This window comes from Erwinia persicina (assembly GCF_019844095.1).
Lineage (GTDB): Bacteria > Pseudomonadota > Gammaproteobacteria > Enterobacterales > Enterobacteriaceae > Erwinia > Erwinia persicina.
On the sequence record NZ_CP082141.1, the window covers coordinates 3,239,795 to 3,264,052 of the forward strand.

The following is a 24,258-nucleotide window of genomic DNA, read 5'->3' on the forward strand; positions in this document are numbered from 1 at the left end:
TTGACGCCAGGATTACGCCTGACGCTTGAATGAGAGCACAAACCACGGTGCGGAAGCTCGGGATTATAACAGATCCGCCAGCAACACAGGGAGTTATTCTTATCGGGTTATCCGAAAATGCGCTACAGGCTGTAACAACACACAAAGGATCACTTGCCGCTATGCACAACGAATTAACATAAAGACACATTTTGTCATAAAAGGATTGTCCATGAGGCTGTTACTTCCCCTGCTCGCCCTGTTGTTGTTGGGACTGAATCTGCGGCCAGTGCTCGCCCTGCCCGGCCCGCTGCTAGCGGCCATCCAGCAGGACACACTGTTAACCAGCAGCGCGGCCGGTTTACTCAGTATGCTGCCGGTGATGGCCATGGGGCTGTGCGCGCTGGCGGGCAGCTATTTACAGCGCTGGCCGGGAACCTTTCGCGGCGTGCTGCTGGGGGCTGTGATTATTGCCGGTGCCTGCGCGCTGCGCGGCATCTGGTGGCAGCCCGCCGGACTGATTGCCACTGCCCTGCTGGCAGGCATCGGTATTGCGCTGGTGCAGGCCCTGCTGCCCGGCTGGATCAAGCAGCATTATCCGCAGCACAGCAGCCGTCTGATGGGGCTGTACACTACCGCGATCATGGGCGGGGCCGCACTGGCGGCGGCCAGCGCAGCCCCGCTGGCGCTGGCGATTAGCTGGCAGAGTACCCTCGCTCTGTGGGGGCTTCCTGCCCTGTTGGCAGCGGTAATGTGGTATTGCTGCGGGCAGACAAGTGCTCCGCGTCAGACCACGGCGGCCCCGGCCCCGCTCCACCGGCGCGCCTGGCTGCTGATGTTTTACTTCGGTATTGGCACCGGGGCCTATACGCTGGTGCTGGCCTGGCTGCCGCCGTTCTTCGTGCAGCAGGGCTGGTCACCCCAGCACAGCGGCTATCTGCTGGCCGGACTGACGCTGACCGAGGTGGTTGCCGGACTGCTGGTGGCGACGCTGATCCCACGCTTTCACGACCGCCGGCGCCTGTTACTGCCGGTTCTCGGGCTGCTGCTGGCCGGACTGATTTGCCTGATGCTGGCCCCTTCCACTCTGGCGCTGCTGGCGATACTCCTGCTGGGGCTGGGCATCGGCGCACTGTTTCCGCTGTCGCTGATTGTGACTCTCGATCAGGCTGAGACGCCGCAGCAGGCGGGAAAACTGATGGGGTTTGTCCAGGGGGGAGGCTATATGATTGCCAGCCTGATGCCGCTGCTGGCAGGCGTGATCCGCCAGATGCTGGGCGATTTACAGCAGGCGTTTAGCGTGATGGCGGCAGGCGTGGTGGTGTTGCTAATCATGACGCTGTGGCTGAAACCACAGGGAGAGAATGAATAAACGAACGGGCCACCGAAGTGGCCCGTTGAAGGTTTAGCGTGGACGCTGGCTTGGCTGCGTCCGCTCTTTCACCAGCAGTGACACCAGCGCAGGACCTGCCAGCATCACGACACCCGCCACACACAGCAGCAGGTTGTTATGGACAACCCGTGACAACACCAGCAGCACCAGCATCGCGGCACCAAAATAGTACGTGGTGGTCACGTCTTCCAGGAAATCGCCAATACGCCGCAGGCGCGGCATACGCTGGGTCAGTAACATCGCGGCAAATACGCTGGCATACATCGCCAGTAAAATCATGCTGACCTGCAGCAGGGCCTGATGTTTCCACCCCCACACCAGCGCGGCGATCAGCAGCAGGTGCAGTGCGATATGTACGCAGGTTTGTCCAGTGACAATCTGAATACGATTAGACCATTTCATGCTTTTCTCCCGGCATCTTCAACAGAGGATGCCCAAGCGGGTTACTGACCGGTGTCAGTAACAACTTTCCTCAGACTAACGTAGTTTTCGGAATATGCTGCAAATTAACGCATATCTCGCCACACTTTTGTGACAAAGACTACACTTTATCCTTCATTAATTCTGAAGGTAGTGTCATTAGTATGTCACAAAAAACGCAAGGATTTTCATTTAAAGTCCTGACGATAAACACACATATGGGTTTCAACGCCTTCAACCGCCGCTTTATTCTGCCTGAACTGCGCGATGCGGTGCGGGCCACCGGTGCGGATATTGTGCTGTTGCAGGAGGTGATGGGTAGTCATGCTCTGCACGAACTGAAGGTGGAAAACTGGCCTGAAACCCCCCATTACGAATTTCTGGCAGATACCATGTGGGAAGATTTTGCCTATGGACGTAACGCAGTCTATCCGGAGGGTCATCACGGGAATGCTGTGCTGTCACGCCTGCCGATCGTCGATTATCACAACCGGGATATCTCGGTTGAGGGAACGGAAAAACGCGGGATTTTACACTGCCAGATACAGGTGCCAGACTCTGCAGTCATACTGCATATTTTCTGCGTGCATCTTGGCCTGCGCGAAGCCCATCGCCAGCAGCAGCTGAAAAAAATGTGCCAGCTGGTAAACGCGCTGCCGAAAGATGCCCCCGTGGTGATTGCAGGTGATTTTAATGACTGGCGACAAAAGGCTAATGCGATCCTCAAGCGCGAAGCCGGAATGGAAGAGGTGTTCAGCCGTAAAAATGGCCGCCCGGCGCGCACCTTCCCTGCCCGCTTTCCGCTGCTGCGTCTTGACCGCATTTATGTCCGTAACGCGGGGATCAGTCACCCGCAAACCATTCCGTTACGGCCCTGGTCGCACCTGTCCGACCATGCGCCGCTTGCCGTGGAGATCCACTTATGAATATGGAATGGCGTGAAGGCAACCACATCAAACTGCTGGAAAATGGCGAAGAGTTCTTCCCCCGGGTGTTCGGCGCAATCCGTCGTGCAGAGCACAGTCTGCTGCTGGAAACGTTTATCCTGTTTAATGATGACGTCGGCCAGGCGCTTCATGCAGAGCTGCTGGCTGCCGCAGAGCGCGGGGTAAAAATTGAAATGATGGTGGACGGCTACGGTTCACCAGATCTGCCGGACGACTTTGTTCACAGTCTGACGACGCGGGGCGTACGGTTTATCTATTACGATCCGCGTCCCCCGCTGATGGGGATGCGCACCAACCTCTTTCGTCGTCTGCATCGCAAAATTGTGGTCATCGACGGCGTGATAGCCTTTGTCGGCGGGATTAACTACTCCGCCGAGCACAATGCCAGCTATGGCCCGGAGGCCAAGCAGGACTATGCGGTGGAAGTGAAGGGCCCCATCGTCGATGACCTCGCCCAGTACGTGCAGCAGCAGATGGGCAGTGAGCAAAAACTGCGGCACTGGTGGGATCACCGTTCACACCGTCCGGCGCGAAATAACAAGCCGGGCGATGCTCAGGCGCTGCTGGTCTGGCGCGATAACGATCAACACCGTGACGATATCGAACAGCACTACATCGAAATGCTGAAAACGGCGAAGCGGGACGTGATCATCGCCAACGCCTACTTCTTCCCCGGCTACCGCCTGCTGCGCGAGATGCGTCAGGCCGCTCGCCGTGGCGTACGCGTGCGGCTTATCGTGCAGGGTAAGCCGGACATGCCGATTGTCAAAGTGGGGGCGGAGCTGTTGTACAACTATCTGGTCGAAGGCGGGGTGGAGGTCTATGAATACTGCCGACGTCCCCTGCATGCCAAAATAGCGGTACAGGATGCGCAGTGGTCGACTGTCGGCTCCAGTAATCTTGACCCCCTGAGCCTGTCACTGAATCTGGAGGCCAATCTGATCATCCACGATCGTGATTTCAATCAGCAGATACGCGACAACCTGGAAGGCCTGCTGTCTGCAGACTGCCAGCGAGTCCTGGAAAGCCAGCTTCCAAAGCGGAACTGGTGGCAGTTAAGCAAAAATATTGTGGTGTTCCATTTCCTGCGCCACTTCCCGGCCATCGCCGGGTGGCTGCCTGCGCACACGCCGAGGCTTACCCAGGTGCCGACCCCGGTTCAGCCGGAGATGGAAACCCAGGATCGTATTGAAACCGAAAACGGCGAGGCAAAATCCTGATGGCCAACTCTTCTTTACTGTGGAAACGCACTCGCAAAGTCCTGACCGGATTGTTCTTCCTCGCCGTCATTGTGCTGCTGGTGGTCTATGCGCGCCAGGTGAACTGGGGCGACGTATGGGACGTGGTGATCAATTACAATCGCGTGGCTATTTTTGGATCGGTGGCGCTGGTGGTGGTCAGCTACCTGACCTATGGCCTGTATGACCTGATTGGCCGCGCCTACTGCGGGCACAAACTGGAAAAACGCCAGGTGATGCTGGTGTCCTTCATCTGCTACGCCTTCAATCTGACGCTCAGTACCTGGGTAGGCGGCGTGGCGATGCGCTATCGCCTTTACTCCCGGCTGGGGCTGGAGGGCAGCACGATCACCCGCATCTTTTCACTGAGTATTGCCACTAACTGGCTGGGGTATGTGCTGGTCGCCGGCGTGGTCTTCAGCGCAGGGATGGTCAGCGTGCCCGGTGGCTGGTTTATTGGCGCAGGCACCTTACGTATTACGGGCATCGCCCTGCTGGCCTTTGTTGTGGTTTATCTGGCGCTGTGTGCGTTTTCCCGACGCCGTCACTGGACCATCAAAGGGCAGAAACTTGCGCTGCCGTCGCTGCGTATGGCGCTGATTCAGTTTGCCGTATCCAGCGCTAACTGGCTGGTGATGGGGGCCATCATCTGGCTGCTGCTGATGCAAAAAGTCGATTTCCCTCAGGTGCTGGGGGTGCTGCTGATCAGCAGTATCGCAGGCGTGATTATTCATATCCCTGCCGGGATTGGCGTGCTGGAAGCGGTGTTCCTTGCCCTGTTACAGGGGGAGCCCATTTCGCACGGGGCGATCATTGCGGCACTACTGGCCTATCGCGTGCTCTATTTTATTGCCCCTCTCCTGCTGGCACTGGTGCTGTACCTGTGGCTGGAAAGCCGGGCGAAGTCCCTACGGGCAAAAAATCTGGCATAAAAAAGGGGCGACCCGGAAATGAAGGTCGCCCCTGGCCGCACGAATACAGGGGGCCGTGTTCCGGCCCCCTGCTTCGTTAACGACGGTTACCGAAAATACGCAGCAGCATCAGGAACAGGTTAATGAAGTCAAGGTACAGCGTCAGCGCCCCCATAATCGAGAAGCGACGCAGATTTTCTTTGTCCTCAACGTCAATCCCCTCACCAATGTTTTTCAGCTTCTGGGTGTCATAAGCCGTCAGACCTACAAACACCACCACCCCGATATAGGTCACTGCCCACATCAGCGCGGTACTTTTCAGCCAGATATTAACCAGCGAAGCCAACACAATCCCAATCAACGCCATAAACAGCATGCTGCCCATGCCGCTCAGGTCACGTTTGGTGGTGTAACCCCACAGGCTCATCGCCCCGAACATGCCGCCGGTCACCAGGAAGGTGCTGGCAATGGATGAATAGGTGTAAACCAGGAAAATACTGGCCATCGTCAACCCGGTCAGCGCCGAGTAGAGCATAAACAACCCGGTGGCCACGGCCCCGCTGAGCTTATGCACCATCCCCGACAGGACGAAAACCAGCCCCAGTTGCACAATGATCAGACCAAAGAAGGTGATGCGATTGGCAAAGACCAGTTCCATCACCTGCGGCGTATTGGCCGCAAACCAGGAAACAAAGGCCGTCAGCAGCAGACCACAGGTCATCCAGCCGTAAACCTGCGCCATATAAACAGACAGGCCGGTGCTGGCACGCTGCACGATTGAATCACTTGGACGTGGATATCGGTCCATGATGCTCCCCTTAAAAGGTGAATGAAAAAAACGGTGATATCTTTGCAAGTCTGGCACAGAGTCCCCTGCCAGCGCCAGCCTAATGCAGCCCTCTTTTTTCACATGTTGCCTGCCCATTGAAGATGCGAAGAAATAAATCCACGGTGGATAAAGATTGTGCATTTGTTGCCGATAGATCGCTCACAGGGAAGATTTTGTTACAGGAAGTCACAAAGCGATCACATTATTGTTCTATCGGGGGAAGTCAGATGCAAAGTCAGTCGGTTCCAAAAAAGAAAATGAGTACCCGTACGCTGATGCTGCTGACCGGGGTGCTGACGATCACCCTCGGTTTCAGTATAACCATCGGCCTGCTCAGCTGGCAGTCGAGCCAGCAGCAGAGGAAGCTGGCGGAAGATTATCTCGGGCAGATTGCCCAGAGCCAGGCGCTGGCTGTGCAGAATGAGCTGGACTATGCGCGCACCGTTGCCACCTCGATGGGACAAAGCCTGGTGGCCCTTCGCGCTTCCGGCATCACTGACCGTGCCGCCGCAGAGCAGCAGATGATCTACTCCCTGAAACTGAACCCTGACTACCTGTCTATGTCCGTGGTCTTTGAACCGGATGCCTTTGACGGCCGTGATGCCGAGTTCGCCAGCCAGCCGGGTTCACCGCCTGCAGGACGCTTTGCCCGTTTCGTTGACCGTGATCAGGCCGGTAATTACAAAGCCCACTTAATGGGTTCTTTCCTGACGCCGGGCCAGGGGGATTACTACCTGGTGCCGCGCAAACTTGAACGTGACACGCTGGCCGAACCCTACAGCTATGCCTATAACGGTGTTCCTACCCTGCTGACCTCCGTCTCTGCGGTGATTATTGATGACGGAAAGCTTAAAGCAGTGACCACCTCCGATATCTCACTGGCCTCGCTGCAACAGCGCGTCAGTAAAATCAAACCCTGGGAAGGCAGCGGCTACGCAATGCTGATTTCCACCGGCGGGAAAGTCGTCTCCAGCCCGGTGAAAGAGGATGCCGGTAAGCAGTACAAAGGCGAGACCGACGGATTCAGCAGCAAAATGATCCAGCGCTTCGATCCGGTACTGGGAGAAGAGGTACTGCAGACCTGGCGTCCGATCACCATCGGCAACAGCCAGACCTCCTGGTATCTCAGTATCGTTGCCCCGGTGGATCTGGTGATGGCCGCCGCTAACCGCCAGCTGATGTATGCGCTGATCATGATGGTGGTCAGTATTATCGTCGTCTGCGGTGTACTGGGCCTGATCTTCAGCCGTAAAGTGGCCAAGCCGATTGGCGGCGAACCGCGCCAGGCTGCCGATATCGCGCTGGCCGTGGCCGAAGGTGACCTGAGCGCCAGTATTCCGGTGAAGCACAATGATCAGCAGAGTATTTTCTTTGCCATGCACACCATGCAGCATCAGCTGCGCAATATGGTCGGTGAAATTATCTCGGCCAGCGACTCGGTTCGTCAGGGTGCAGAAGAGATTGCCAGCGGCAACCTTGATCTGGCCTCCCGCACTGAACAGCAGGCGGCCGCGCTGGAAGAGACCGCAGCCAGTATGGAACAGCTGACGGCCACGGTTAAACACAATGCCGATAACGCCCATCAGGCCACCGCGCTGACCGAAAATGCCACCGACATTGCCCAGCGCGGTGAACAGCTGGTGTCACAAGTGGTGCAGATCATGCAGCAGATCGATGAAAGTTCGCAGAAGATCGGCGCTATCACCAGCATCATTAACAGCATTGCATTTCAGACCAATATTCTGGCGCTGAACGCCGCCGTAGAAGCTGCCCGTGCCGGGGAACAGGGCCGTGGGTTTGCCGTGGTTGCGGCAGAAGTCCGCAATCTGGCCCAGCGCAGCGCCAGTGCGGTAAAAGATATTTCAGCGTTGATCAGTGAATCCACCCAGCGTGTCGATCACGGCGTCACGCTGGTGCAGAGTGCCGGTAAGACCATGCAGGAGATGACGCAGGCGGTGAACTCAGTGAAAACCATTATCGGTGAGATTGTTCATGCTTCCGATGAGCAGTCACAGGGTATTGGCCAGGTCACCGTGGCGGTGAACCAGATGGATGGTGCCACTCAGCAGAACTCCGCGCTGGTGCAGCAGATGTCTGCTGCTGCTGCATCGCTGGAAGATCAGGCGAAGACGCTGGCGCAGACAGTACAGATTTTCAAACTGCAAGCGGTATAAAGCTTCTGCATGATCAGGGCTGACCCGACATAAGGTCAGCCCCAGCATCCCAGCCTGACTGCTGGTGCCGGGCTTCTTTCCGCCCGGCCCCTGGTCGGGCATATTCTGGTCAGCGTGGTTAATTACGCTGCAGACAACTCTGATAGCGGCTGTTCACGCGTTGGGCAAACCATGCGGTGGTCAGGTTGCGCGTAATCTTCGGACTTTCCAGCTTGATCCCCGGCAGCACTGCTCGCGGCAGCTTTTTCCCGGCATCTTTATCGGCCAGGGCAAAAACAGACTGCCACAGATCGGTTTTCTCGAAGTCGATACTCTCCCCTTTTTCCAGCGCGCGGCGGATCGCCCGGTCGCTGTAATCCAGCTGCCTGATCGTGCGCACGGCCTTTTCAGTTGAACCTGCGCTGTCCGATCCGTAGTTAATCAGGTCACCGTCCAGCGCCAGCTTAATGCCGCTCAGGCGCGAAACGGCCGCCTGAAATGCTGCATTGCGGCTGGCATACCAGCCGGCATTGAAGTCAGCAAAACGATACAACGGCGAGGGATAGTTCGTCGGATAGCCGAGCAGATGTCGGGTGCCAAACCACAGGCCACCCCGGCGGGAAAACACTTCACGCCGCAGGGATCCTTCAACCTGGTACGGGTAGCCTTTGGCATTAGCCTCGGCAAACGCGATGCTGACCTGCATCGGCCCGCCAGTATGGATCGGATTCAGATTGCCAAACAGCTTCTGACCCATCGGCACCATATCAATGAAGTCATCAAATACTGCACTCAGCTCTTTCTCACTTTTGACGTGATCCAGCCGGTACGCATAGCTCTTGCCGTCCGGCGAGTTGATCATCAGCGCGGTGCGCACCAGGAACGACGGGATATGCAGCTGCGCGGCGCGGCGGTCAATTTCGGCCCAGGCTATCCTGGGCAGGCCCGGCACCGTGGCGTCTGCGCTGAAGTTGGACTCCTGTGCGGTCACCGCAATCACCGCACACAGATTGCTGGCATCAGGGGAAATAGCCTGGCTGTTAAAGGCGACGTAGATATCACGCGCCCAGCCTTCACGATCGTTGACGCCGGAGGGCAGCAGGCGGGATATCCGGGCTTTAACATCGGCCGGTCGTGCGGTGGCGGCCGTCTCTGAGGTCTTATTGCTGCAGCCCGCCAGCGCCAGCAGCGCCAGCGGCAGAAGAGCCGGTCTGAAGAAAAAGCGCATGTCGCTCCTTAAGCCTGCGAAAATTGAAAGGGGCGTTATTTCCAGCGATCCGCAGCCTGGCGATCGCTGTCGCGCGAGTCAACCCAGCGGTCGCCTTCGGGCGTCGCTTCCTGTTTCCAGAACGGCGCGCGCGTCTTTAACTGATCCATAATAAATTCCGCCGCACTGAATGCAGCGCCGCGATGTGCGCCGCTGACCCCGACCAGGACAATTTCATCCCCGGGAAAAAGCTCGCCAATGCGGTGAACCACCGTCATGCGCTGCACCGGCCAGCGCTGACGCGCTTCATCAACAATCTCCGCCAGCGCTTTTTCGGTCATGCCCGGATAGTGCTCCAGCCTCAGCGCACGGACGTTATCGCCCAGATTATGATTGCGCACCTTACCGGTAAAGGTCACCACCGCACCGTCAAGGTCAGAGGCGGCCAGCCACTGATACTCGTCGCTCATGCTGAAGGGGGCACAGCCCACGCGAATACGGGTCTGCTCGTCCATATCAGCCTCCCGTGACCGGCGGGAAGAAGGCGACTTCATCCCCGGCCTGAAGCGGATGCTGCAGGCATACCAGCGTCTGATTAACTGCGGCGAGCAGCTTACCCGACTCCAGCGCCAGCGCCCAGCGCTCCCCCTGCTGCGCCAGGTGGTTGCGCAGCGCTTCCACATCTGGATAGTTCGCAGGTATTGTCAGATGATCGGTGCCAACCAGCTCACGCACCTGGGCAAAAAACAGCACATTAATCATGGTGCACCGCCTCGAAATCGCCGGATTTTCCACCACTTTTACTCAGCAGGCGGCACTGTTCGATGGTGATATCTTTCTGCACGGCTTTGCACATATCGTAGATGGTCAGCGCCGCCACCGAGGCAGCCGTCAGCGCTTCCATCTCCACGCCCGTTTTCCCGGTCAGACGACAGAGTGAGACGATCCGTACACGCTGGTGTTCCGGCTCGGCGCTCAGGGACACTTCCACCTTACTCAGCATCAATGGATGGCACAGCGGGATCAGCTCCCAGGTACGTTTAGCGGCCTGGATACCGGCGATCCGGGCAGTGGCAAACACATCCCCTTTGTGATGGCTGCCGTCGATGATCATCTGCAGCGTGTCAGGGTGCATCACCACAAAAGCCTCTGCCCGTGCTTCGCGCACGGTGTCCTGTTTGGCGGAAACATCCACCATATGCGCCTCTCCGGCAGCATTAATATGCGTTAATTTAGACATTTATAATTTCTTCACGTGCGAGACAAAATGACAGGGGCGGGTACGGGCATCCAACTGGTCCTGGATGATGCGCTCCCAGGCCAGCTGGCAGCCCCCGGTGGAGCCTGGCATGGCAAAAATCAGCGTTTCATTTGCCAGGCCCGCCACTGCACGGGACTGCAGGGTTGACGTGCCGATATCTTCGTAGGAAATCATGCGGAACAGCTCGCCAAACCCCTCAATTTCTCGGTCGAACAGCGGCAGCAGCGCTTCCGGCGTACAGTTTTTTTCGTTAAACCCGGTGCCGCCATTAATCAGCACCACCTGAACGTCACTACTGGCTATCCAGCGGGACACCACGGCACGGATGCGGTAACGGTTATCAGCGACAATGGCCCGATCCACCGCGTGGTGCCCCGCTTCCGTCAGCGCTTCGCGCAGGTAGTCACCGGAGCTGTCAGTTTCAGCGGTATGGCGATCGGAGACAGTTAACACCGCAACGTTAAGAGGGAGAAAATCCGTTGTACCTTTGCCCATAAAAACTCCTTAGCTTAACCGCCGATAAATGAAAGGTTTTGGGTAATACCGGTATGACCCTGATGCAGAAAGTGCGTCTCTTTTTTGGTCGTCAGGCTGCCGGCAATCCGCGCCTGCAGCTCCGCCTGCTGACTGTCATCAGCCAGAAGATCGCGCAGTGGCACGCCGCCGTCACCAAACAGGCAGAGATGCAGTTGACCGGTGGCAGAGACACGAAGGCGGTTACAGCTGGCGCAAAAATCTTTTTCATAGGGCATGATCAGGCCAATTTCACCCTGATAATCGGCATGACGAAACACCTGCGCGGGGCCATCGCTGCGCGCGCGCTGCTGCTGCACCCAGCCCTGGCGCAGCAGCTGGTCGCGGATCACCTGGCCGGAGACATGGTGACGACGAAACAGCGATCCGCCATCGCCGGTTTCCATCAGCTCAATAAAGCGCAGCTGGACAGGACGGTCGCGCACCCAGGCAAGGAACGTATCAAGACTATGGTGATTAACATCCCGCATCAGCACGGTATTGACTTTCACCTGACTGAAACCGGCATCAAAAGCCGCATCGATACCGCGCATCACCTCATCAAATTTATTCTGCCCGGTAATGGCATGAAACTGACGCGCGTCAAGGCTGTCGACACTGACGTTCAGCGCCGTCAGGCCGGCGGCCCGCCACTTGCCGATATCCCGCTGCAGGCGGTAACCATTGGTGGTAAGGGCTATCTGGCGAATCGAGGGGTTGTCGCGGACGGCCGCGATGATATCGGTGAAATCACGTCGCATTGAGGGCTCGCCGCCGGTGAGGCGCACTTTTTCCGTTCCCGCTGCCGCAAAGGCACGAGTGACACGACGGATCTCATCCAGTGAAAGGAAGCTTTTGTTCTGCGCGCCCTGGGGTTTATAGCCGTCAGGCAGGCAGTATGTGCAGCGGAAATTGCACACGTCAGTAATCGACAGACGCAGGTAGTAGAACCTGCGCGCGAAGTTATCAGTAAATTGTGGCACCTGTGACACCTTTCCAGATAGGGAGATGCAGTCATTTCTTTCTGCACCCTGGCAACTCAGAGGTTGCGGCCAGGACACCATATCCCAAAGGACCCAGGTGTCAGGGCTTAAGTGTGACTTGCCGGACATCGGCAAATCGTGATGGGCAAATGTTAGCGCTATTATTCCGTCGTTACCAGTAAGGTTTTTCGCTATATATTATGATATATAACGCATTTTCCCGGCCTTTTCCCGCAGGAATAGCGTAAAATAAACGGCATAAACAGTGGCCGAACATAACAAATGGATATTATGCGAAATCGCACCTTAGCTGACCTCGACCGCGTGGTGGCATTAGGCGGAGGACACGGCCTGGGCCGTGTGATGTCTGCCCTCTCGCCTCTGGGTTCCCGTCTGACCGGGATTGTCACTACCACTGATAATGGTGGCTCCACCGGGCGTATCCGCCGTTCGGAAGGGGGGATCGCCTGGGGCGATATGCGCAACTGTCTGAACCAGTTGATTGCCGAACCCAGCGTGGCGTCAGCCATGTTTGAGTATCGCTTTGCCGGCAACGGCGAACTGGCCGGGCATAATCTGGGCAATCTGATGCTGAAAGCCCTCGATCACCTCAGCGTCCGCCCTTTTGAGGCGATTAATCTGATCCGTAATCTCCTGAAGGTGGATGCGTTTCTGATCCCGATGTCCGAGCAACCGGTCGACCTGGTGGCGCTGGATAACGAAGGCCATCTGGTGTACGGCGAAACTGAAATTGACCAGCTGACGCAGCCACCGCAGGAGCTGATGCTCTCACCCAAGGTCAGCGCCACGCGTGAAGCGGTGGAGGCAATTGGTGAAGCAGATCTGATCCTGATTGGGCCCGGCAGTTTTTATACCAGCCTGATGCCGGTTCTGCTGCTGCCGGAGATTGCTCAGGCCATGCGCCGGACGCCGGCCACCATGGTATTCATTGGCAATCTGGGTAAAGAACTCAGCCCGGCTGCGGCAACACTGACGGTTCCTGATAAGCTGGCGATGATGGAGAAGGCGATAGGCAAACGGGTCATTGATGCGCTGGTGCTGGGGCCGAAAGTGGACAGCAGCCAGATTGACGGGCGGCTGATTATTCAGGAGCCGCTGGAGGCCGGGGATATTCCTTATCGTCACGACCGACAGTTGCTGCGCCTGGCGCTGGAGCACGCCGTTCAGGCCATGGTGTGACAGGCCGCCGGTCATCAGGCAGCGGGACGGGATAAGGGAAAAAGGCTCTCCCGACAAAAAAACAAGAGACAAACAGACGGGGCCGATCGTTTTTCCGATCGGCCCTTTGTATTATGACGCGGCAATAAACAGCTCACGTACCTGATGCAGCTGGTCGCGAACCTGGGCTGCTTCTTCAAACTCCAGGTTTTGCGCATGTTTCTGCATCTGCGCCTCCAGCTGATGGATGCGTTTTTGCAGCCCCTGTGGCGAGAGGTCAACATAGGCCGGATCGTCCTCAACAATGCTGCGTCCTTTCATACTGCGCACTTTCGCTTTGTTTTTCGCCAGCCCCTGCCCTAACTCCAGAATATCAGCAATCTTCTTGTTGAGGCCCTGCGGCACAATACCGTGCTCCAGGTTGTACTGCTCCTGCTTTTCACGGCGGCGTTCCGTCTCACTGATGGCGCGCGCCATAGACGGGGTGATTTTGTCACCGTAAAGAATCGCCTTTCCGTTGAGATTACGTGCTGCACGCCCGATGGTCTGGATCAGCGAGCGCTCTGAACGCAGGAAGCCCTCTTTATCCGCATCGAGGATCGCCACCAGCGAGACCTCGGGCATATCCAGCCCTTCACGCAGTAAGTTGATCCCCACCAGCACGTCAAATTCCCCCAGACGCAGGTCGCGGATAATTTCCACGCGCTCAACGGTGTCGATATCCGAGTGCAGGTAGCGCACACGTTCACCGTGCTCTTCCAGATATTCCGTCAGGTCTTCGGCCATACGCTTGGTCAGCACCGTCACCAGCACGCGCTCGTTAATCACCACGCGTTTGCGGATTTCCGACAGCAGGTCGTCAACCTGGGTTCCAACGGGACGGACTTCGATTGTCGGATCCAGCAGGCCGGTAGGTCGTACCACCTGATCCACCACGTCCCCGCCCGACTTCTCCAGCTCATAGTTACCGGGTGTGGCCGAGACATAAATCGTCTGCGGGGCCAGCCCCTCAAACTCTTCAAACTTCATCGGACGGTTATCCAGCGCGGATGGCAGGCGGAAGCCGTACTCCACCAGCGTCTCTTTACGCGCCCGGTCCCCGCGATACATCCCGCCGATCTGCGGAATGGTGACGTGGGATTCGTCAATCACCAGCAGGCCATCGGCGGGCAGGTAGTCGAACAGGGTTGGCGGTGCTTCACCCGGCCCGCGACCAGACAGATAGCGGGAGTAGTTTTCGATACCGGAGCAGTAGCCCAGCTCGTTCATCATCTCCAGATCAAACTGGGTACGCTGACTGAGGCGCTGCTCTTCCAGCAGCTTATTGTTGGCCAGCAGCACCTGCTTGCGCTCTGCCAGCTCGACTTTGATCTCCTCCATCGCCTGCAGGATACGCTCACGCGGCGTCACATAGTGCGTTTTCGGATAGATGGTATAACGCGGGATCACGGAGTCAATCTGGCCGGTCAGCGGGTCAAAGATAGACAGGCGCTCCACTTCCTCATCAAACAGCTCCACGCGCAGCGCATAGTCGTCGGACTCTGCCGGGAAAATATCGATAACCTCACCGCGCACGCGGAAGGTGCCGCGCTGGAAGGCCTGATCATTACGGGTATATTGCAGCTCTGCCAGTCGGCGGAGGATTGCGCGCTGGTCAATGACCATCCCGCGCGTCAGATGCAGCATCATCTTCAGGTAGAGGTCAGGATCGCCCAGACCATAGATTGCAGAAACCGAGGCCACCACAATGACATCGCGTCGTTCCAGCAGGGCTTTGGTCGCTGACAGTCGCATCTGCTCAATATGTTCGTTTACCGAGGCGTCTTTCTCGATAAAAGTGTCCGAACTGGGCACATAGGCTTCAGGCTGGTAATAATCGTAATAAGAGACAAAGTACTCAACGGCATTATCAGGAAAGAATTCCTTCATTTCGCCGTACAACTGGGCCGCCAGCGTCTTGTTCGGTGCCAGTACCATCGTAGGACGGTTAAGGTCGGCAATCACATTGGCCACGGTGAACGTTTTACCCGATCCGGTTACGCCCAGCAGTGTCTGGTGCGCCAGCCCGTCTTCCAGCCCCTCTTCAAGACGGCGGATGGCTTCCGGCTGGTCGCCAGAAGGTTTGAAATCGGAGTTGAGTTTAAAGACTTTGCTCATTAACAGGCTACCTGATGAAGATGTGCGCGAACCGGACTCTAATTCTACTCTGCCGTGACGATTTTGCCAGAAAAAAAGACTGGATAAATTCACAGTTGTTTTTCATACTGTTTCACGTAACAGCATAGCCGCACTTTTGCTGCTCGTTGCGCAAACGTATGCGGTCAGTGCCGGAATGGCTTATCCCCAGACAGTTTCTTTTTTTAACATTTGTCAATAGCGTCCCGGCAAAAGCCAGGCGGGATGATGGGCGAAAACTCCACTGTATTGATTTTAAGTAACCTGTTGATTTTAATATTTATTAATCAAAAGCCGAGTTTCGCAGCAACCCGAGCCTAAGCCGCGTCCGCTCTCGCCTTGCGCAGGTTTTCAGATGCTAATGCACAAGGTTATCCACAGGAATAGTGGATAACTGTTTTCAGCGCCTGACCTGTCTGATATGTATAAATCGTCCCCATGCGTTCCTCCGCCCGCCAAATATTTTTTTTTCCTTTTTTTTTGCCGCGATCGCGGCCGTTTTCCAGGCAGAAAGCCAGACTTATACACCGTATTTCTGGCGGTCAGCCACGCTCCCGCTTCCCGGACGGGCCCGGCCCCGATCGGGCGACAGACCGTTGCACCATCACCGCCCAGGCAACAGCACTACCCCGGTGCAGAACGACCCCTTACCGCCTTGAATGTTTAGCAACGCTGACCTTTTCTCGCCGTGAAGGCGATCGCGGTCTGTCTTTCTGGCCTTTATCCGAACTGGCCTGCTATTTGCAAGATTAGCGTTACCGCCTCACCTGTCAGGACACCAGAGCGAGGCACCTAAAGCCGCGGGCGTGATATTCACGCCGGACTGTTTGCCAGACGACACAGAGCGTAAGCAATACAGATGCGATCGATAACTGTCTGGAGGGAGAGTGTCAGATGCTCAGTTTACGTTCTGTTAATCAGTTTTACGGGCAAAACCATATTTTGTGGGATGTCGATCTGGATCTGCAGCCCGGCTCCTGTACCGGTATTATCGGTCGTCAGGGCATGGGAAAAACCACCCTGGTCAACTGCATTATGGGGCACCTGCCCATTAACAGCGGGTCGATGATCTGGCAGGACGATAACGGCCCGCCGCAGGATCTGCTGTTGCAGCCCATGGAGCAGCGTGCCTCGCTGGGGATTGGTTATGTGCCGCAGGGCCGCCATATTTTCTCGCAGATGACCATTGAAGAGAACCTGCAAATCGCCCTGCTGGCGGGGGCTGGTATGGCACGTCATCGGGCCATACCGCCAATGGTTTACGATCTCTTTCCGCTGCTGTATTCCCTGCGCCACCAGCGCAGCGGCGAACTGCCGATCGACCAGCAGCAGCAGTTAGCGCTGGCGCGTGCGCTGGTGCTGCAACCGAAACTGCTGATTCTGGATGAGCCGACGGAGGGGATGTCACCGTGGCTGGAGGAGGAGATGGGTAATCTGATCCATCGTCTGAATCACGACTTCGGCATGACCATCCTGCTCCTGGAGCAGCGTCTGTCGTTTATCCGTCGGGTGGCAGACTATTTCCTGCTGCTGCATCGCGGACGTAACGTCGCTCACGGCACGGTGGCTCAGTTGGATGACAGCATGGTCAACACGTGGCTGACGGTGTGATGACAGCGCTTAGAACGGGAAAGAAGAGGGAGGGCGACCGGATAAATGGTCGCCCCGACAAGTTCATACCGGATGTATCAGGGTAAGGTGATAAAGCGCCCCACGTCGGTAAAATTGCGCCCGTGCAGATGCGGGATCTCCCCCAACAGCGGCGCGTCAAGGCGCCGGATCAGCGTCTCCAGATATTCCTGATGCCGTTTTCCCGGCGGCTGGATGCCGTTGGCAATCCATCCGGCCAGCGGCAGCCCCGCCACCTTTATCGCCTGAGCGGTGAGCAGTGCATGATTGATACACCCCAGTTTTATCCCCACTACCAGAATGACCGGTAGCTGCTCCTGCTGCACCCAGTCGGCAAACGTCAGCGTGGCAGAGAGCGGGGTAAACCATCCGCCCGCCCCCTCGGTCAGTACCCAGTCAGCCTGCTGTGAAATCACCTCAAGGCCCGCTGACAGCTGCATGCTGGTGATGGGCCGGTGCTCTTCTGCACTGATGATATGCGGCGAAGTCGGCTCAAGAAATGCCAGCGGATTGACCATCGCATAAGGCAGCCTGACCGCACTGAAGTGCTGTAAGGCCAGGGCATCCTCATTGCGGATCCCGTCCGGGGTCATTTCACTGCCGGAGGCAACCGGCTTATAGCCCGCACAGCGATAGCCCGCCGCCTGCGCTGCCTGTAACAGCGCACAGCTGGCGACGGTTTTCCCCACTTCCGTATCCGTTCCGGTAACAAACCAGCGTTTACTCACGTTCCATAACTCCTGAAACCAGTTGATAACTCAGCAGACAACCGCGTGCATCACGCGGCCAGCTGGCTTCCAGCCGCTGCAGATGGCCCCGACTCAGTCCCTGCCCACCACGCCCCTGGTGCAGATGGGTCGCGCCGATCCCTTTTAATGACCGCAGCAGGCTGAGCACGTCCGGAAACGCCAGCGTCAGCGTGTAGGGCGTCAGGGTCAGATTCATCCCTGCCCCCGCCTGTTCCAACTGCTGAAGCCGGGCAAACTGGTTGACCGGCGCGCGTTCACCCAGCGGCCAGGCGTACTGAACCTCCCTCAGGGAGCCGTCGAGCAGCGTGGAGAACAGCACCTGCCCGCCGGGGCGGGTTACGCGCCACAGCTCTTTCAGCGCCTGGGGCAAGTCGCTGCACCACTGGATCGCCAGATTGCTCCAGCAGCGATCGAAGCTGGCCCCGGCAAACGGCAGTGCCTCTATATCCCCGGGCTGATAGCAGTCAGCGGCCTGGCTGAGTGCCGCCTGCTGCAGCATTTTTTCTGACAGGTCAAGTGCGGTAACGTGGTGCCCGGTGCTGCGCCAGCGCTGGCTGAACCAGCCGGTACCGCAGCCTGCATCCAGCACCCGCAGCGCCTGGCCAGGGCGGGCCAGGGCCAGCAGATGCTCTCCACACTGCCGCTGGAGGTCAGCATGGCGGTTATAGCTTTGCGCCGCACGGCCAAAGGCCGCAGCCACGGCCTGTTTATCGACGGTCTGCAGCATACAGTGCCTCCAGAAGCTGATCGATGTCATCCCGGGAATGGGCCGCACTGAGGGTGATGCGCAGCCGTGAAGTGCCGGGCGGTACGGTGGGCGGCCGGATAGCATTCACCCAGCAGCCACGTTCGCGCAGTTGCTGTGACAGCCGCAGCGCAGCCTGCTCTTCTCCGACAATCAGAGGCTGAATCGCACTGTCCGACGCCGAAAGCGACCAGGCCCCCCCTCCCGCATGCTGACGAAAGTAGCGGATATTGTCCGCCAGCGTCCTGCGGAGATCGTCCCCCTGACGGACAGCTCGCAGCGCAGCATGAATGGCGCAGACCTGCGCCGGAGGCATGGCAGTGCTGTAAATCAGATGGCGGGCAAACTGCAGCAGATACTCCGCCGTGTCGTCATTGCACAGCAATGCCGCCCCGCTCACGCCGAAGGCTTTGCCAAAGGTGACGATCAGCAGCTCCGCTTTCACGCCCTGCTGCCAGCCACTGCCGCGCCCCTGCTCACCGCAGACGCCGACACCGTGAGCGTCATCCACCAGCAGCCAGCTTCCGCTGCGTTGTGACAGTGCATGCAGCGCCGCCAGCGGTGCGCGGTCACCGTCCATGCTGAAGATCCCTTCTGTCACCACCAGCGTTTCGCCCGGGGTGTCGCCGGCCAGCAGCGTTGCCAGCGCGCCGGGCTGATTATGGGCGAAGCGACGCAGCGTGGCCGGACTGAGGCTGGCCGCCTCCAGCAGAGAGGCATGACAGAGCTTATCGGCGAAGATTCGATCGGTTTTCGCCAGCATTGCCGCGATCACCGCCTGATTAGCCGAAAATCCTGACATAAACAGCAGGCCGCGATCGTAGCCAAGCCAGTCGGCCAGTTCCTCCTCCAGGGCAGCCTGCGGCGCCCGGTAGCCGGTAACATGCGTCGATCCCCCCGCGCCGACGCCGTAACGTTCCGCCCCCTGCTGCCAGGCGCTGACGATGCCGGGGTCATGGCTCAGTCCGAGATAGTCGTTCGCGGAGAAGTTGAGATAGTCCACCCCGGCCACCTGCAGACGGCGCGCATCGCCCTGCTGGCTGGCGTGGCGCTGTCGATACTGACCGCGCTGGTGTCTGGCGGTCAGGGCCTGCGTCAGGCGTTGTGACCAGCTCATTACACCGCCGCGTTATAAAACAGATCGGTATCGGCCTGCATCAGCTGCGCTGTCAGCGCCTGCTGCTGCTCGTTATCACCGCTGTCGGTCACGCTGTCCTGTGGGTTGAGACCCAGCTTACGGAACAGCACCCGATCTTTGTCTTCTTCCGGATTCGGCGTCGTCAGCAGTTTGCAGCCGTAAAAAATCGAGTTAGCCCCGGCCATAAAACACATCGCCTGAGTCTGCTCACTCATCTGTTCGCGCCCGGCAGAGAGCCGCACGTGGGAGCGCGGCATCATAATGCGCGCCACCGCGATGGTGCGGATAAAGTCGAACGGGTCGACATCGTCATTATCCGCCAGCGGAGTGCCTTTCACTTTGACCAGCATATTAATCGGCACGCTTTCCGGCGGAGTCGGCAGGTTGGCCAGCTGCACCAGCAGCCCGGCACGGTCGCTGACCGTTTCGCCCAGCCCGACAATGCCACCGGAGCAGACTTTGATACCGGCGTCACGCACCTGCCCGAGGGTGTCCAGCCGCTCCTGATAGCTGCGGGTAGTGATAATACTGCCGTAAAACTCCGGCGAGGTATCAAGGTTGTGGTTGTAGAAATCCAGTCCGGCCTGCGCCAGGCGCTGCGCCTGCTGCTGGCTGAGGGTGCCGAGGGTCATGCAGGTTTCCATGCCCATCGCTTTGACGCCCTGCACCATCTGTTCCAGGTAAGGCATGTCGCGCTCATGGGGATTTTTCCACGCGGCCCCCATGCAGAAGCGCCCGGATCCGGCTGCTTTGGCTTTACGCGCCGAACTGAGCACCTCCTCCACCTCCATCAGGCGCTCCGACTCCAGCCCGGTTTTGTAACGGGCGCTTTGCGGACAATATTTGCAGTCTTCCGGGCAGGCCCCGGTTTTAATCGACAGCAGCGTACTGACCTGCACCTGACGCGGGTCAAAATGCTGACGATGCGTCTGCTGGGCTTCAAACATCAGTTCGAGAAAAGGCTTATCAAACAGCGCCTGTGCCTGAGAGAGGGTCCAACGTGTTGCCATTGCTTGCTCCAAAAAAGTCTGTCATTTGTCTTCACGGCCTGGTTATACTTGTAAACTAAATTTTTTATTTTTGGTTTACAAGTGATTTTATGACCCCAGACGATCTTGCCTTTGACCGTGACCATATCTGGCACCCCTACACGTCCATGAGCCAGCCGCTGCCCTGTTATCCGGTGGTGGCCGCCGCCGGCACGTCGCTTCAGCTGGCGGACGGTCGGGAGCTGGTCGACGGCATGTCCTCCTGGTGGGCCGCGATCCACGGCTATAACCATCCGCGTCTTAACCGGGCGCTGCAGACCCAGATGGCGCAGATGTCTCACGTGATGTTTGGCGGGATCACCCATCCGGCCGCCGTGTCGCTGTGCCGCCGTCTGGTCGCGATGACGCCCGCCCCGCTGTCGTGCGTGTTCCTTGCGGATTCGGGATCGGTGGCGGTCGAAGTGGCGATGAAAATGGCGCTGCAGTACTGGCAGGCAAAAGGGGAAAAGCGTCAGCGCTTTCTCACCCTGCGTAACGGTTATCACGGGGATACCTTTGCCGCCATGTCGGTATGCGACCCGCAGAACAGCATGCACAGCCTGTATCAGGGCTACCTGCCGGAACACCTGTTCGTTCCCGCTCCGCCGAGTATTGACCAGCCATGGCAGGAGCAGGACGCCGACGCCCTCGAACAGGCCATAGCGACCCATCATCACCAGCTGGCGGCGGTGATCCTCGAACCCATCGTGCAGGGAGCGGGCGGAATGCGCTTTTATCACCCGCGCTATCTCCGTCGGGTGCGTGAGCTGTGCGATCATTACCAGCTGCTGCTGATCGCCGATGAAATTGCCACCGGCTTTGGCCGCACCGGTAAACTGTTTGCCTGTGAACATGCGGCTATCAGCCCGGACATCCTCTGCGTGGGCAAGGCGCTGACCGGGGGCACAATGACCCTGTCGGCCACCCTGACGACCCGGCAGGTGGCCGAGACCATCAGCAATGGCGAAGCGGGCTGCTTTATGCACGGGCCGACGTTTATGGGTAACCCGCTGGCCTGCGCCGTGGCGTCGGAAAGCCTGGCCATGCTGCAGGAAAATCACTGGCCGGCGCAGGTCAGCGCCATTGAGCGTCAGCTCAGTGTCGCGCTTCTGCCGTTGCGTGACAGCCCGGAGGTGGCTGATGTGCGCGTGCTGGGCGCGATTGGGGTGGTGGAGACCCACCGGCCGGTGAATATGGCGGCGATGCAGCAGTTCTTTGTGCAACAGGGTGTGTGGATCCGCCCCTTTGGCCGGCTGATCTATCTGATGCCTCCGTATGTGATCTCACCCGGGGCGCTGGCCCGGTTAACGGACGCGGTCGCCGCCGCCGTAGCACATCCTGCCCTGTTTAATTATCTGAAATAAAGGCACCCTCCAGGCAGCCATCTCTGTGATGGGCTAGACTTTTACCAGGTTTTTTTGCGGCTTACTGCCGCATATCAGGAGATAACATGCCACAAGATAAACATACCAATCGTCGGCTGTTGCTGGCATCGCGCCCGCACGGTGCGCCGACCCCAGCCAATTTCCACCTGGAATCCCAGCACGTTCCCACCCCTTCGCAGGGCGAGGTACTCCTGCGCACCGTCTGGCTGTCGCTGGACCCGTACATGCGCGGACGGATGAGCGATGCCCCTTCTTACGTCCCGCCCGTTGCCGTCAATGAGGTGATGTGTGGTGGTACGGTGTCGATAGTAGAACGTTCAGAGCATCCTGACTTCGCCGCAGGCGACTGGGTGCTGGGCTACAGCGGCTGGCAGGATTTTGCCCTGTCCACCGGTGAAGACCTGGTGAAACTCAGCGGCCCGGTGCTGAAGCATCCTTCATGGGCGCTGGGTATGCTCGGTATGCCGGGCTTCACGGCCTATATGGGGCTGCTGGACATCGGTAACCCGCAGGCCGGGGAAACCGTCGTGGTGGCGGCCGCCACCGGAGCCGTGGGCTCGCTTGTCGGCCAGATTGCCAAACTGAAGGGCTGTCATGTTGTCGGGATCGCCGGGGGTGCGGAGAAATGCCGTTATGCCGAAGAAGTGCTGGGCTTCGACCGCTGCCTCGACCACCGCGATGACAACCTGGCTGAACAGCTTGCCCGCCACTGTGCCGATGGCATCGACGTCTACTTCGAAAGCGTGGGAGGCAAAGTGTTTAATGCCGTCCTGCCGCTGATGAATACCAAAGGACGTATTCCGGTCTGTGGGCTAATCGCCGACTATAACAGCACCGGCGCAAGCGACGGTCCGGATCGCCTGCCGCAGCTGCAGAGTGCCATCCTGCGCAAACGCCTGCGCGTGGAAGGCTTTATTATTAATCAGGATTACGGCCACCGCTTTGATGAGTTCTTCCGTCAGATGAGCAAGTGGGTCGCTGAAGATCGTCTGGTCTTCCGCGAAGATATTATCGATGGTCTGGATAATGCACCGGAAGCCTTCATCGGCATGCTGCAGGGCAAAAACTTTGGCAAGCTCGTGGTTCGCGTGGCAGGAGATAAACCGCAATGAAACTGTTAATGGTACTGACATCACACGACAAGCTGGGCGATACCGGCCATAAAACCGGATTCTGGCTGGAAGAGTTTGCTGCACCCTATTATGTCTTCCGCGATGCGGGGATTTCGGTGGTGCTGGCTTCCCCTGCCGGAGGGCAGCCGCCGCTTGACCCGGTCAGCGATGCGCCCGATGCGCAAACCAGCGATACCGAGCGTTTTCGCAATGACATTGCCGCGCAGCAGGCGCTGGCCAATACTCAGCGGCTGGATGCAATCGACCCCGGCGAATTTGACGCCGTATTTTATCCCGGTGGTCACGGGCCGCTGTGGGATCTGGCCGAAGACCCGACCAGTATTCAGCTGATCGAAACGCTGTTCGCCAACGGTAAGCCCGTCGGCACCGTCTGCCACGCTCCCGGCGTGCTGCGTCACGCGAAAAAGCCGGACGGCACGCCGCTGGTCGCCGGCAAACGTGTCACCGGTTTTACCAACAGTGAAGAAGAGGCCGTTGGCCTGACGGATGTGGTACCTTTCCTGGTGGAAGACGAGCTGAAGAAGCTGGGCGGTCAGTTTGAGCGCACCGATGACTGGGGTGTGTACGTACTGACCGATGGCCATCTGGTTACCGGACAAAACCCGGCCTCTTCCGCTGCCGCAGCCGAAGAGCTGCTTAAGTTACTTCACCAATAACAGGGTGCTCACCCCGGCTGCGGGGTGACATCACATCTGAAGGTTAAGGAGATGGAATGAAGCTAGTCAGCCAGGATTTCAACGACGGCGATAAATTACCGGAACGCCAGGTGCTGAATGCCATGGGTTACCAGGGGGAAAATCTGTCGCCACATCTGGCCTGGGACGAGGTGCCTGCAGGGACGAAAAGTTTTGTCGTCACCTGCTACGATCCTGACGCGCCAACCGGTTCCGGCTGGTGGCACTGGGTGGTGGCTAACCTGCCCGCTGACACGCGGGAGCTGGCGGCGGGTGCCGGTTCCGGCAAAGCGGATCTGCCGGCCGGTTCAGTACAGACCCGTACCGATTTTGGCAGCGCGGGCTACGGCGGCGCGGCACCGCCGAAGGGCGAATCTCACCGCTATATTTTCACCGTTCACGCGATAGATACTGATCGTCTCGAAGTGGATGAGAACGCCAGTGGTGCGATGGTGGGCTTTAACGTTCATTTCCATTCGCTGGGCAGTGCTTCCATAACGGCGATGTATTCATAAATCAGAGCGACCTGCAGGGCGACGAGGAAAGCAGGTCGCCCTGCAGCTGATGTCACTTTCGCCGCAAGGCTGAC

The 24,258-nt window shown here is 58.2% G+C and carries 24 protein-coding genes and 1 riboswitch; of the genes, 11 read left to right on the forward strand and 13 right to left on the reverse strand.

Features of this window, described 5'->3' with window-relative positions; genetic code table 11:
• Positions 1–211: 211 nt before the first annotated feature.
• Positions 212–1,351: an MFS transporter gene (locus K6L24_RS14820; protein ID WP_118664405.1), complete on the forward strand. Its 1,140-nt coding sequence runs from the start codon at positions 212–214 to the stop codon at positions 1,349–1,351.
• A gap of 33 nt (positions 1,352–1,384) precedes the next feature.
• On the opposite strand, the gene K6L24_RS14825 is transcribed toward K6L24_RS14820, so the two are convergent.
• The gene (locus K6L24_RS14825; protein WP_062746492.1) at positions 1,385–1,774 is read right to left on the reverse strand and encodes a YbhQ family protein; all 390 of its coding nucleotides are present in this window, start codon (positions 1,772–1,774) and stop codon (positions 1,385–1,387) included.
• Between the two features lie 182 nt (positions 1,775–1,956).
• Between K6L24_RS14825 and K6L24_RS14830 the strand changes: the two genes are divergently transcribed.
• Genes K6L24_RS14830 through K6L24_RS14840 form a run of 3 tightly spaced genes read left to right on the forward strand, consistent with a single transcriptional unit; the run spans position 1,957 to position 4,909 of the window.
• Positions 1,957–2,718, forward strand: a complete 762-nt coding sequence (locus tag K6L24_RS14830) for an endonuclease/exonuclease/phosphatase family protein (RefSeq protein WP_062746490.1) — start codon at positions 1,957–1,959, stop codon at positions 2,716–2,718.
• On the forward strand, positions 2,715–3,959 hold the full coding sequence (clsB, locus tag K6L24_RS14835; RefSeq protein ID WP_062746487.1) for a cardiolipin synthase ClsB: 1,245 nt from the start codon (positions 2,715–2,717) through the stop codon (positions 3,957–3,959). Before K6L24_RS14830 ends, clsB begins: the two co-directional genes overlap by 4 nt.
• Positions 3,959–4,909: a lysylphosphatidylglycerol synthase domain-containing protein gene (locus K6L24_RS14840; RefSeq protein ID WP_062746485.1), complete on the forward strand. Its 951-nt coding sequence runs from the start codon at positions 3,959–3,961 to the stop codon at positions 4,907–4,909. The genes clsB and K6L24_RS14840 overlap by 1 nt, the downstream gene beginning before the upstream one ends.
• Positions 4,910–4,985: 76 nt before the next feature.
• On the opposite strand, the gene K6L24_RS14845 is transcribed toward K6L24_RS14840, so the two are convergent.
• Positions 4,986–5,696 (reverse strand): Bax inhibitor-1/YccA family protein, encoded by a 711-nt coding sequence (locus K6L24_RS14845; protein WP_062746483.1) that lies wholly within the window; start codon positions 5,694–5,696, stop codon positions 4,986–4,988.
• A 248-nt stretch (positions 5,697–5,944) separates the two neighbouring features.
• Between K6L24_RS14845 and K6L24_RS14850 the strand changes: the two genes are divergently transcribed.
• Entirely contained in the window at positions 5,945–7,891 is a 1,947-nt protein-coding gene (locus K6L24_RS14850; protein WP_222681609.1) for a methyl-accepting chemotaxis protein, read from the forward strand.
• A 118-nt stretch (positions 7,892–8,009) separates the two neighbouring features.
• Here the strand turns inward: K6L24_RS14850 and K6L24_RS14855 are convergent, their stop codons facing one another.
• The 6 genes from K6L24_RS14855 to moaA form a co-directional block, all read right to left on the reverse strand.
• Entirely contained in the window at positions 8,010–9,098 is a 1,089-nt protein-coding gene (locus tag K6L24_RS14855; protein ID WP_137269594.1) for a DUF1615 domain-containing protein, read from the reverse strand.
• A 35-nt stretch (positions 9,099–9,133) separates the two neighbouring features.
• A complete protein-coding gene (gene moaE / locus K6L24_RS14860; RefSeq protein ID WP_062746476.1) occupies positions 9,134–9,592 on the reverse strand; it encodes a molybdopterin synthase catalytic subunit MoaE in 459 nt (152 codons plus the stop codon).
• A 1-nt stretch (position 9,593) separates the two neighbouring features.
• On the reverse strand, positions 9,594–9,839 hold the full coding sequence (gene moaD, locus K6L24_RS14865) for a molybdopterin synthase sulfur carrier subunit (protein ID WP_062746474.1): 246 nt from the start codon (positions 9,837–9,839) through the stop codon (positions 9,594–9,596).
• Complete coding sequence (gene moaC, locus K6L24_RS14870; RefSeq protein ID WP_062746471.1) at positions 9,832–10,317, reverse strand: cyclic pyranopterin monophosphate synthase MoaC; 486 nt, start codon at positions 10,315–10,317, stop codon at positions 9,832–9,834. Before moaC ends, moaD begins: the two co-directional genes overlap by 8 nt.
• The gene (gene moaB, locus K6L24_RS14875) at positions 10,318–10,833 is read right to left on the reverse strand and encodes a molybdenum cofactor biosynthesis protein B (RefSeq protein WP_062746469.1); all 516 of its coding nucleotides are present in this window, start codon (positions 10,831–10,833) and stop codon (positions 10,318–10,320) included.
• 14 nt (positions 10,834–10,847) lie between these two features.
• Positions 10,848–11,834 (reverse strand): GTP 3',8-cyclase MoaA, encoded by a 987-nt coding sequence (moaA, locus tag K6L24_RS14880; protein WP_062746735.1) that lies wholly within the window; start codon positions 11,832–11,834, stop codon positions 10,848–10,850.
• Positions 11,825–11,960, reverse strand: a riboswitch (molybdenum cofactor riboswitch). (Overlaps the previous gene by 10 nt.)
• A gap of 165 nt (positions 11,961–12,125) precedes the next feature.
• On the opposite strand from moaA, the gene K6L24_RS14885 reads away from it, so the two are divergent.
• Positions 12,126–13,034: a gluconeogenesis factor YvcK family protein gene (locus K6L24_RS14885; protein ID WP_062746733.1), complete on the forward strand. Its 909-nt coding sequence runs from the start codon at positions 12,126–12,128 to the stop codon at positions 13,032–13,034.
• 111 nt (positions 13,035–13,145) lie between these two features.
• Here K6L24_RS14885 and uvrB read toward each other — a convergent pair whose 3' ends face one another.
• Complete coding sequence (uvrB, locus tag K6L24_RS14890) at positions 13,146–15,170, reverse strand: excinuclease ABC subunit UvrB (RefSeq protein ID WP_062746467.1); 2,025 nt, start codon at positions 15,168–15,170, stop codon at positions 13,146–13,148.
• A gap of 912 nt (positions 15,171–16,082) precedes the next feature.
• Here uvrB and K6L24_RS14895 point away from each other — a divergent pair.
• Positions 16,083–16,799, forward strand: a complete 717-nt coding sequence (locus K6L24_RS14895; protein ID WP_062746465.1) for an ABC transporter ATP-binding protein — start codon at positions 16,083–16,085, stop codon at positions 16,797–16,799.
• A gap of 77 nt (positions 16,800–16,876) precedes the next feature.
• Here K6L24_RS14895 and bioD read toward each other — a convergent pair whose 3' ends face one another.
• The 4 genes from bioD to bioB are packed head-to-tail and all read right to left on the reverse strand — an operon-like array spanning position 16,877 to position 20,459.
• Positions 16,877–17,545, reverse strand: a complete 669-nt coding sequence (gene bioD, locus K6L24_RS14900; protein WP_222681610.1) for a dethiobiotin synthase — start codon at positions 17,543–17,545, stop codon at positions 16,877–16,879.
• Positions 17,538–18,293, reverse strand: coding sequence for a malonyl-ACP O-methyltransferase BioC (gene bioC / locus K6L24_RS14905; RefSeq protein WP_137269593.1), 756 nt, complete (start codon positions 18,291–18,293; stop codon positions 17,538–17,540). The genes bioD and bioC overlap by 8 nt, the downstream gene beginning before the upstream one ends.
• Positions 18,274–19,428 (reverse strand): 8-amino-7-oxononanoate synthase, encoded by a 1,155-nt coding sequence (gene bioF / locus K6L24_RS14910; RefSeq protein WP_222681611.1) that lies wholly within the window; start codon positions 19,426–19,428, stop codon positions 18,274–18,276. Before bioF ends, bioC begins: the two co-directional genes overlap by 20 nt.
• The gene (gene bioB, locus K6L24_RS14915) at positions 19,428–20,459 is read right to left on the reverse strand and encodes a biotin synthase BioB (RefSeq protein WP_062746458.1); all 1,032 of its coding nucleotides are present in this window, start codon (positions 20,457–20,459) and stop codon (positions 19,428–19,430) included. The genes bioF and bioB overlap by 1 nt, the downstream gene beginning before the upstream one ends.
• Positions 20,460–20,548: 89 nt before the next feature.
• Between bioB and bioA the strand changes: the two genes are divergently transcribed.
• The 4 genes from bioA to K6L24_RS14935 all read left to right on the forward strand — a co-directional run bounded on the left by bioA (position 20,549) and on the right by K6L24_RS14935 (position 24,184).
• Entirely contained in the window at positions 20,549–21,841 is a 1,293-nt protein-coding gene (gene bioA, locus K6L24_RS14920; protein WP_222681612.1) for an adenosylmethionine--8-amino-7-oxononanoate transaminase, read from the forward strand.
• A gap of 86 nt (positions 21,842–21,927) precedes the next feature.
• Entirely contained in the window at positions 21,928–22,974 is a 1,047-nt protein-coding gene (locus K6L24_RS14925; protein WP_118664416.1) for an NADP-dependent oxidoreductase, read from the forward strand.
• Positions 22,971–23,651 (forward strand): type 1 glutamine amidotransferase domain-containing protein, encoded by a 681-nt coding sequence (locus tag K6L24_RS14930; protein WP_187509559.1) that lies wholly within the window; start codon positions 22,971–22,973, stop codon positions 23,649–23,651. Before K6L24_RS14925 ends, K6L24_RS14930 begins: the two co-directional genes overlap by 4 nt.
• Before the next feature lie 56 nt (positions 23,652–23,707).
• On the forward strand, positions 23,708–24,184 hold the full coding sequence (locus tag K6L24_RS14935; RefSeq protein WP_062746450.1) for a kinase inhibitor: 477 nt from the start codon (positions 23,708–23,710) through the stop codon (positions 24,182–24,184).
• The last annotated feature ends 74 nt before the right edge of the window (positions 24,185–24,258 follow it).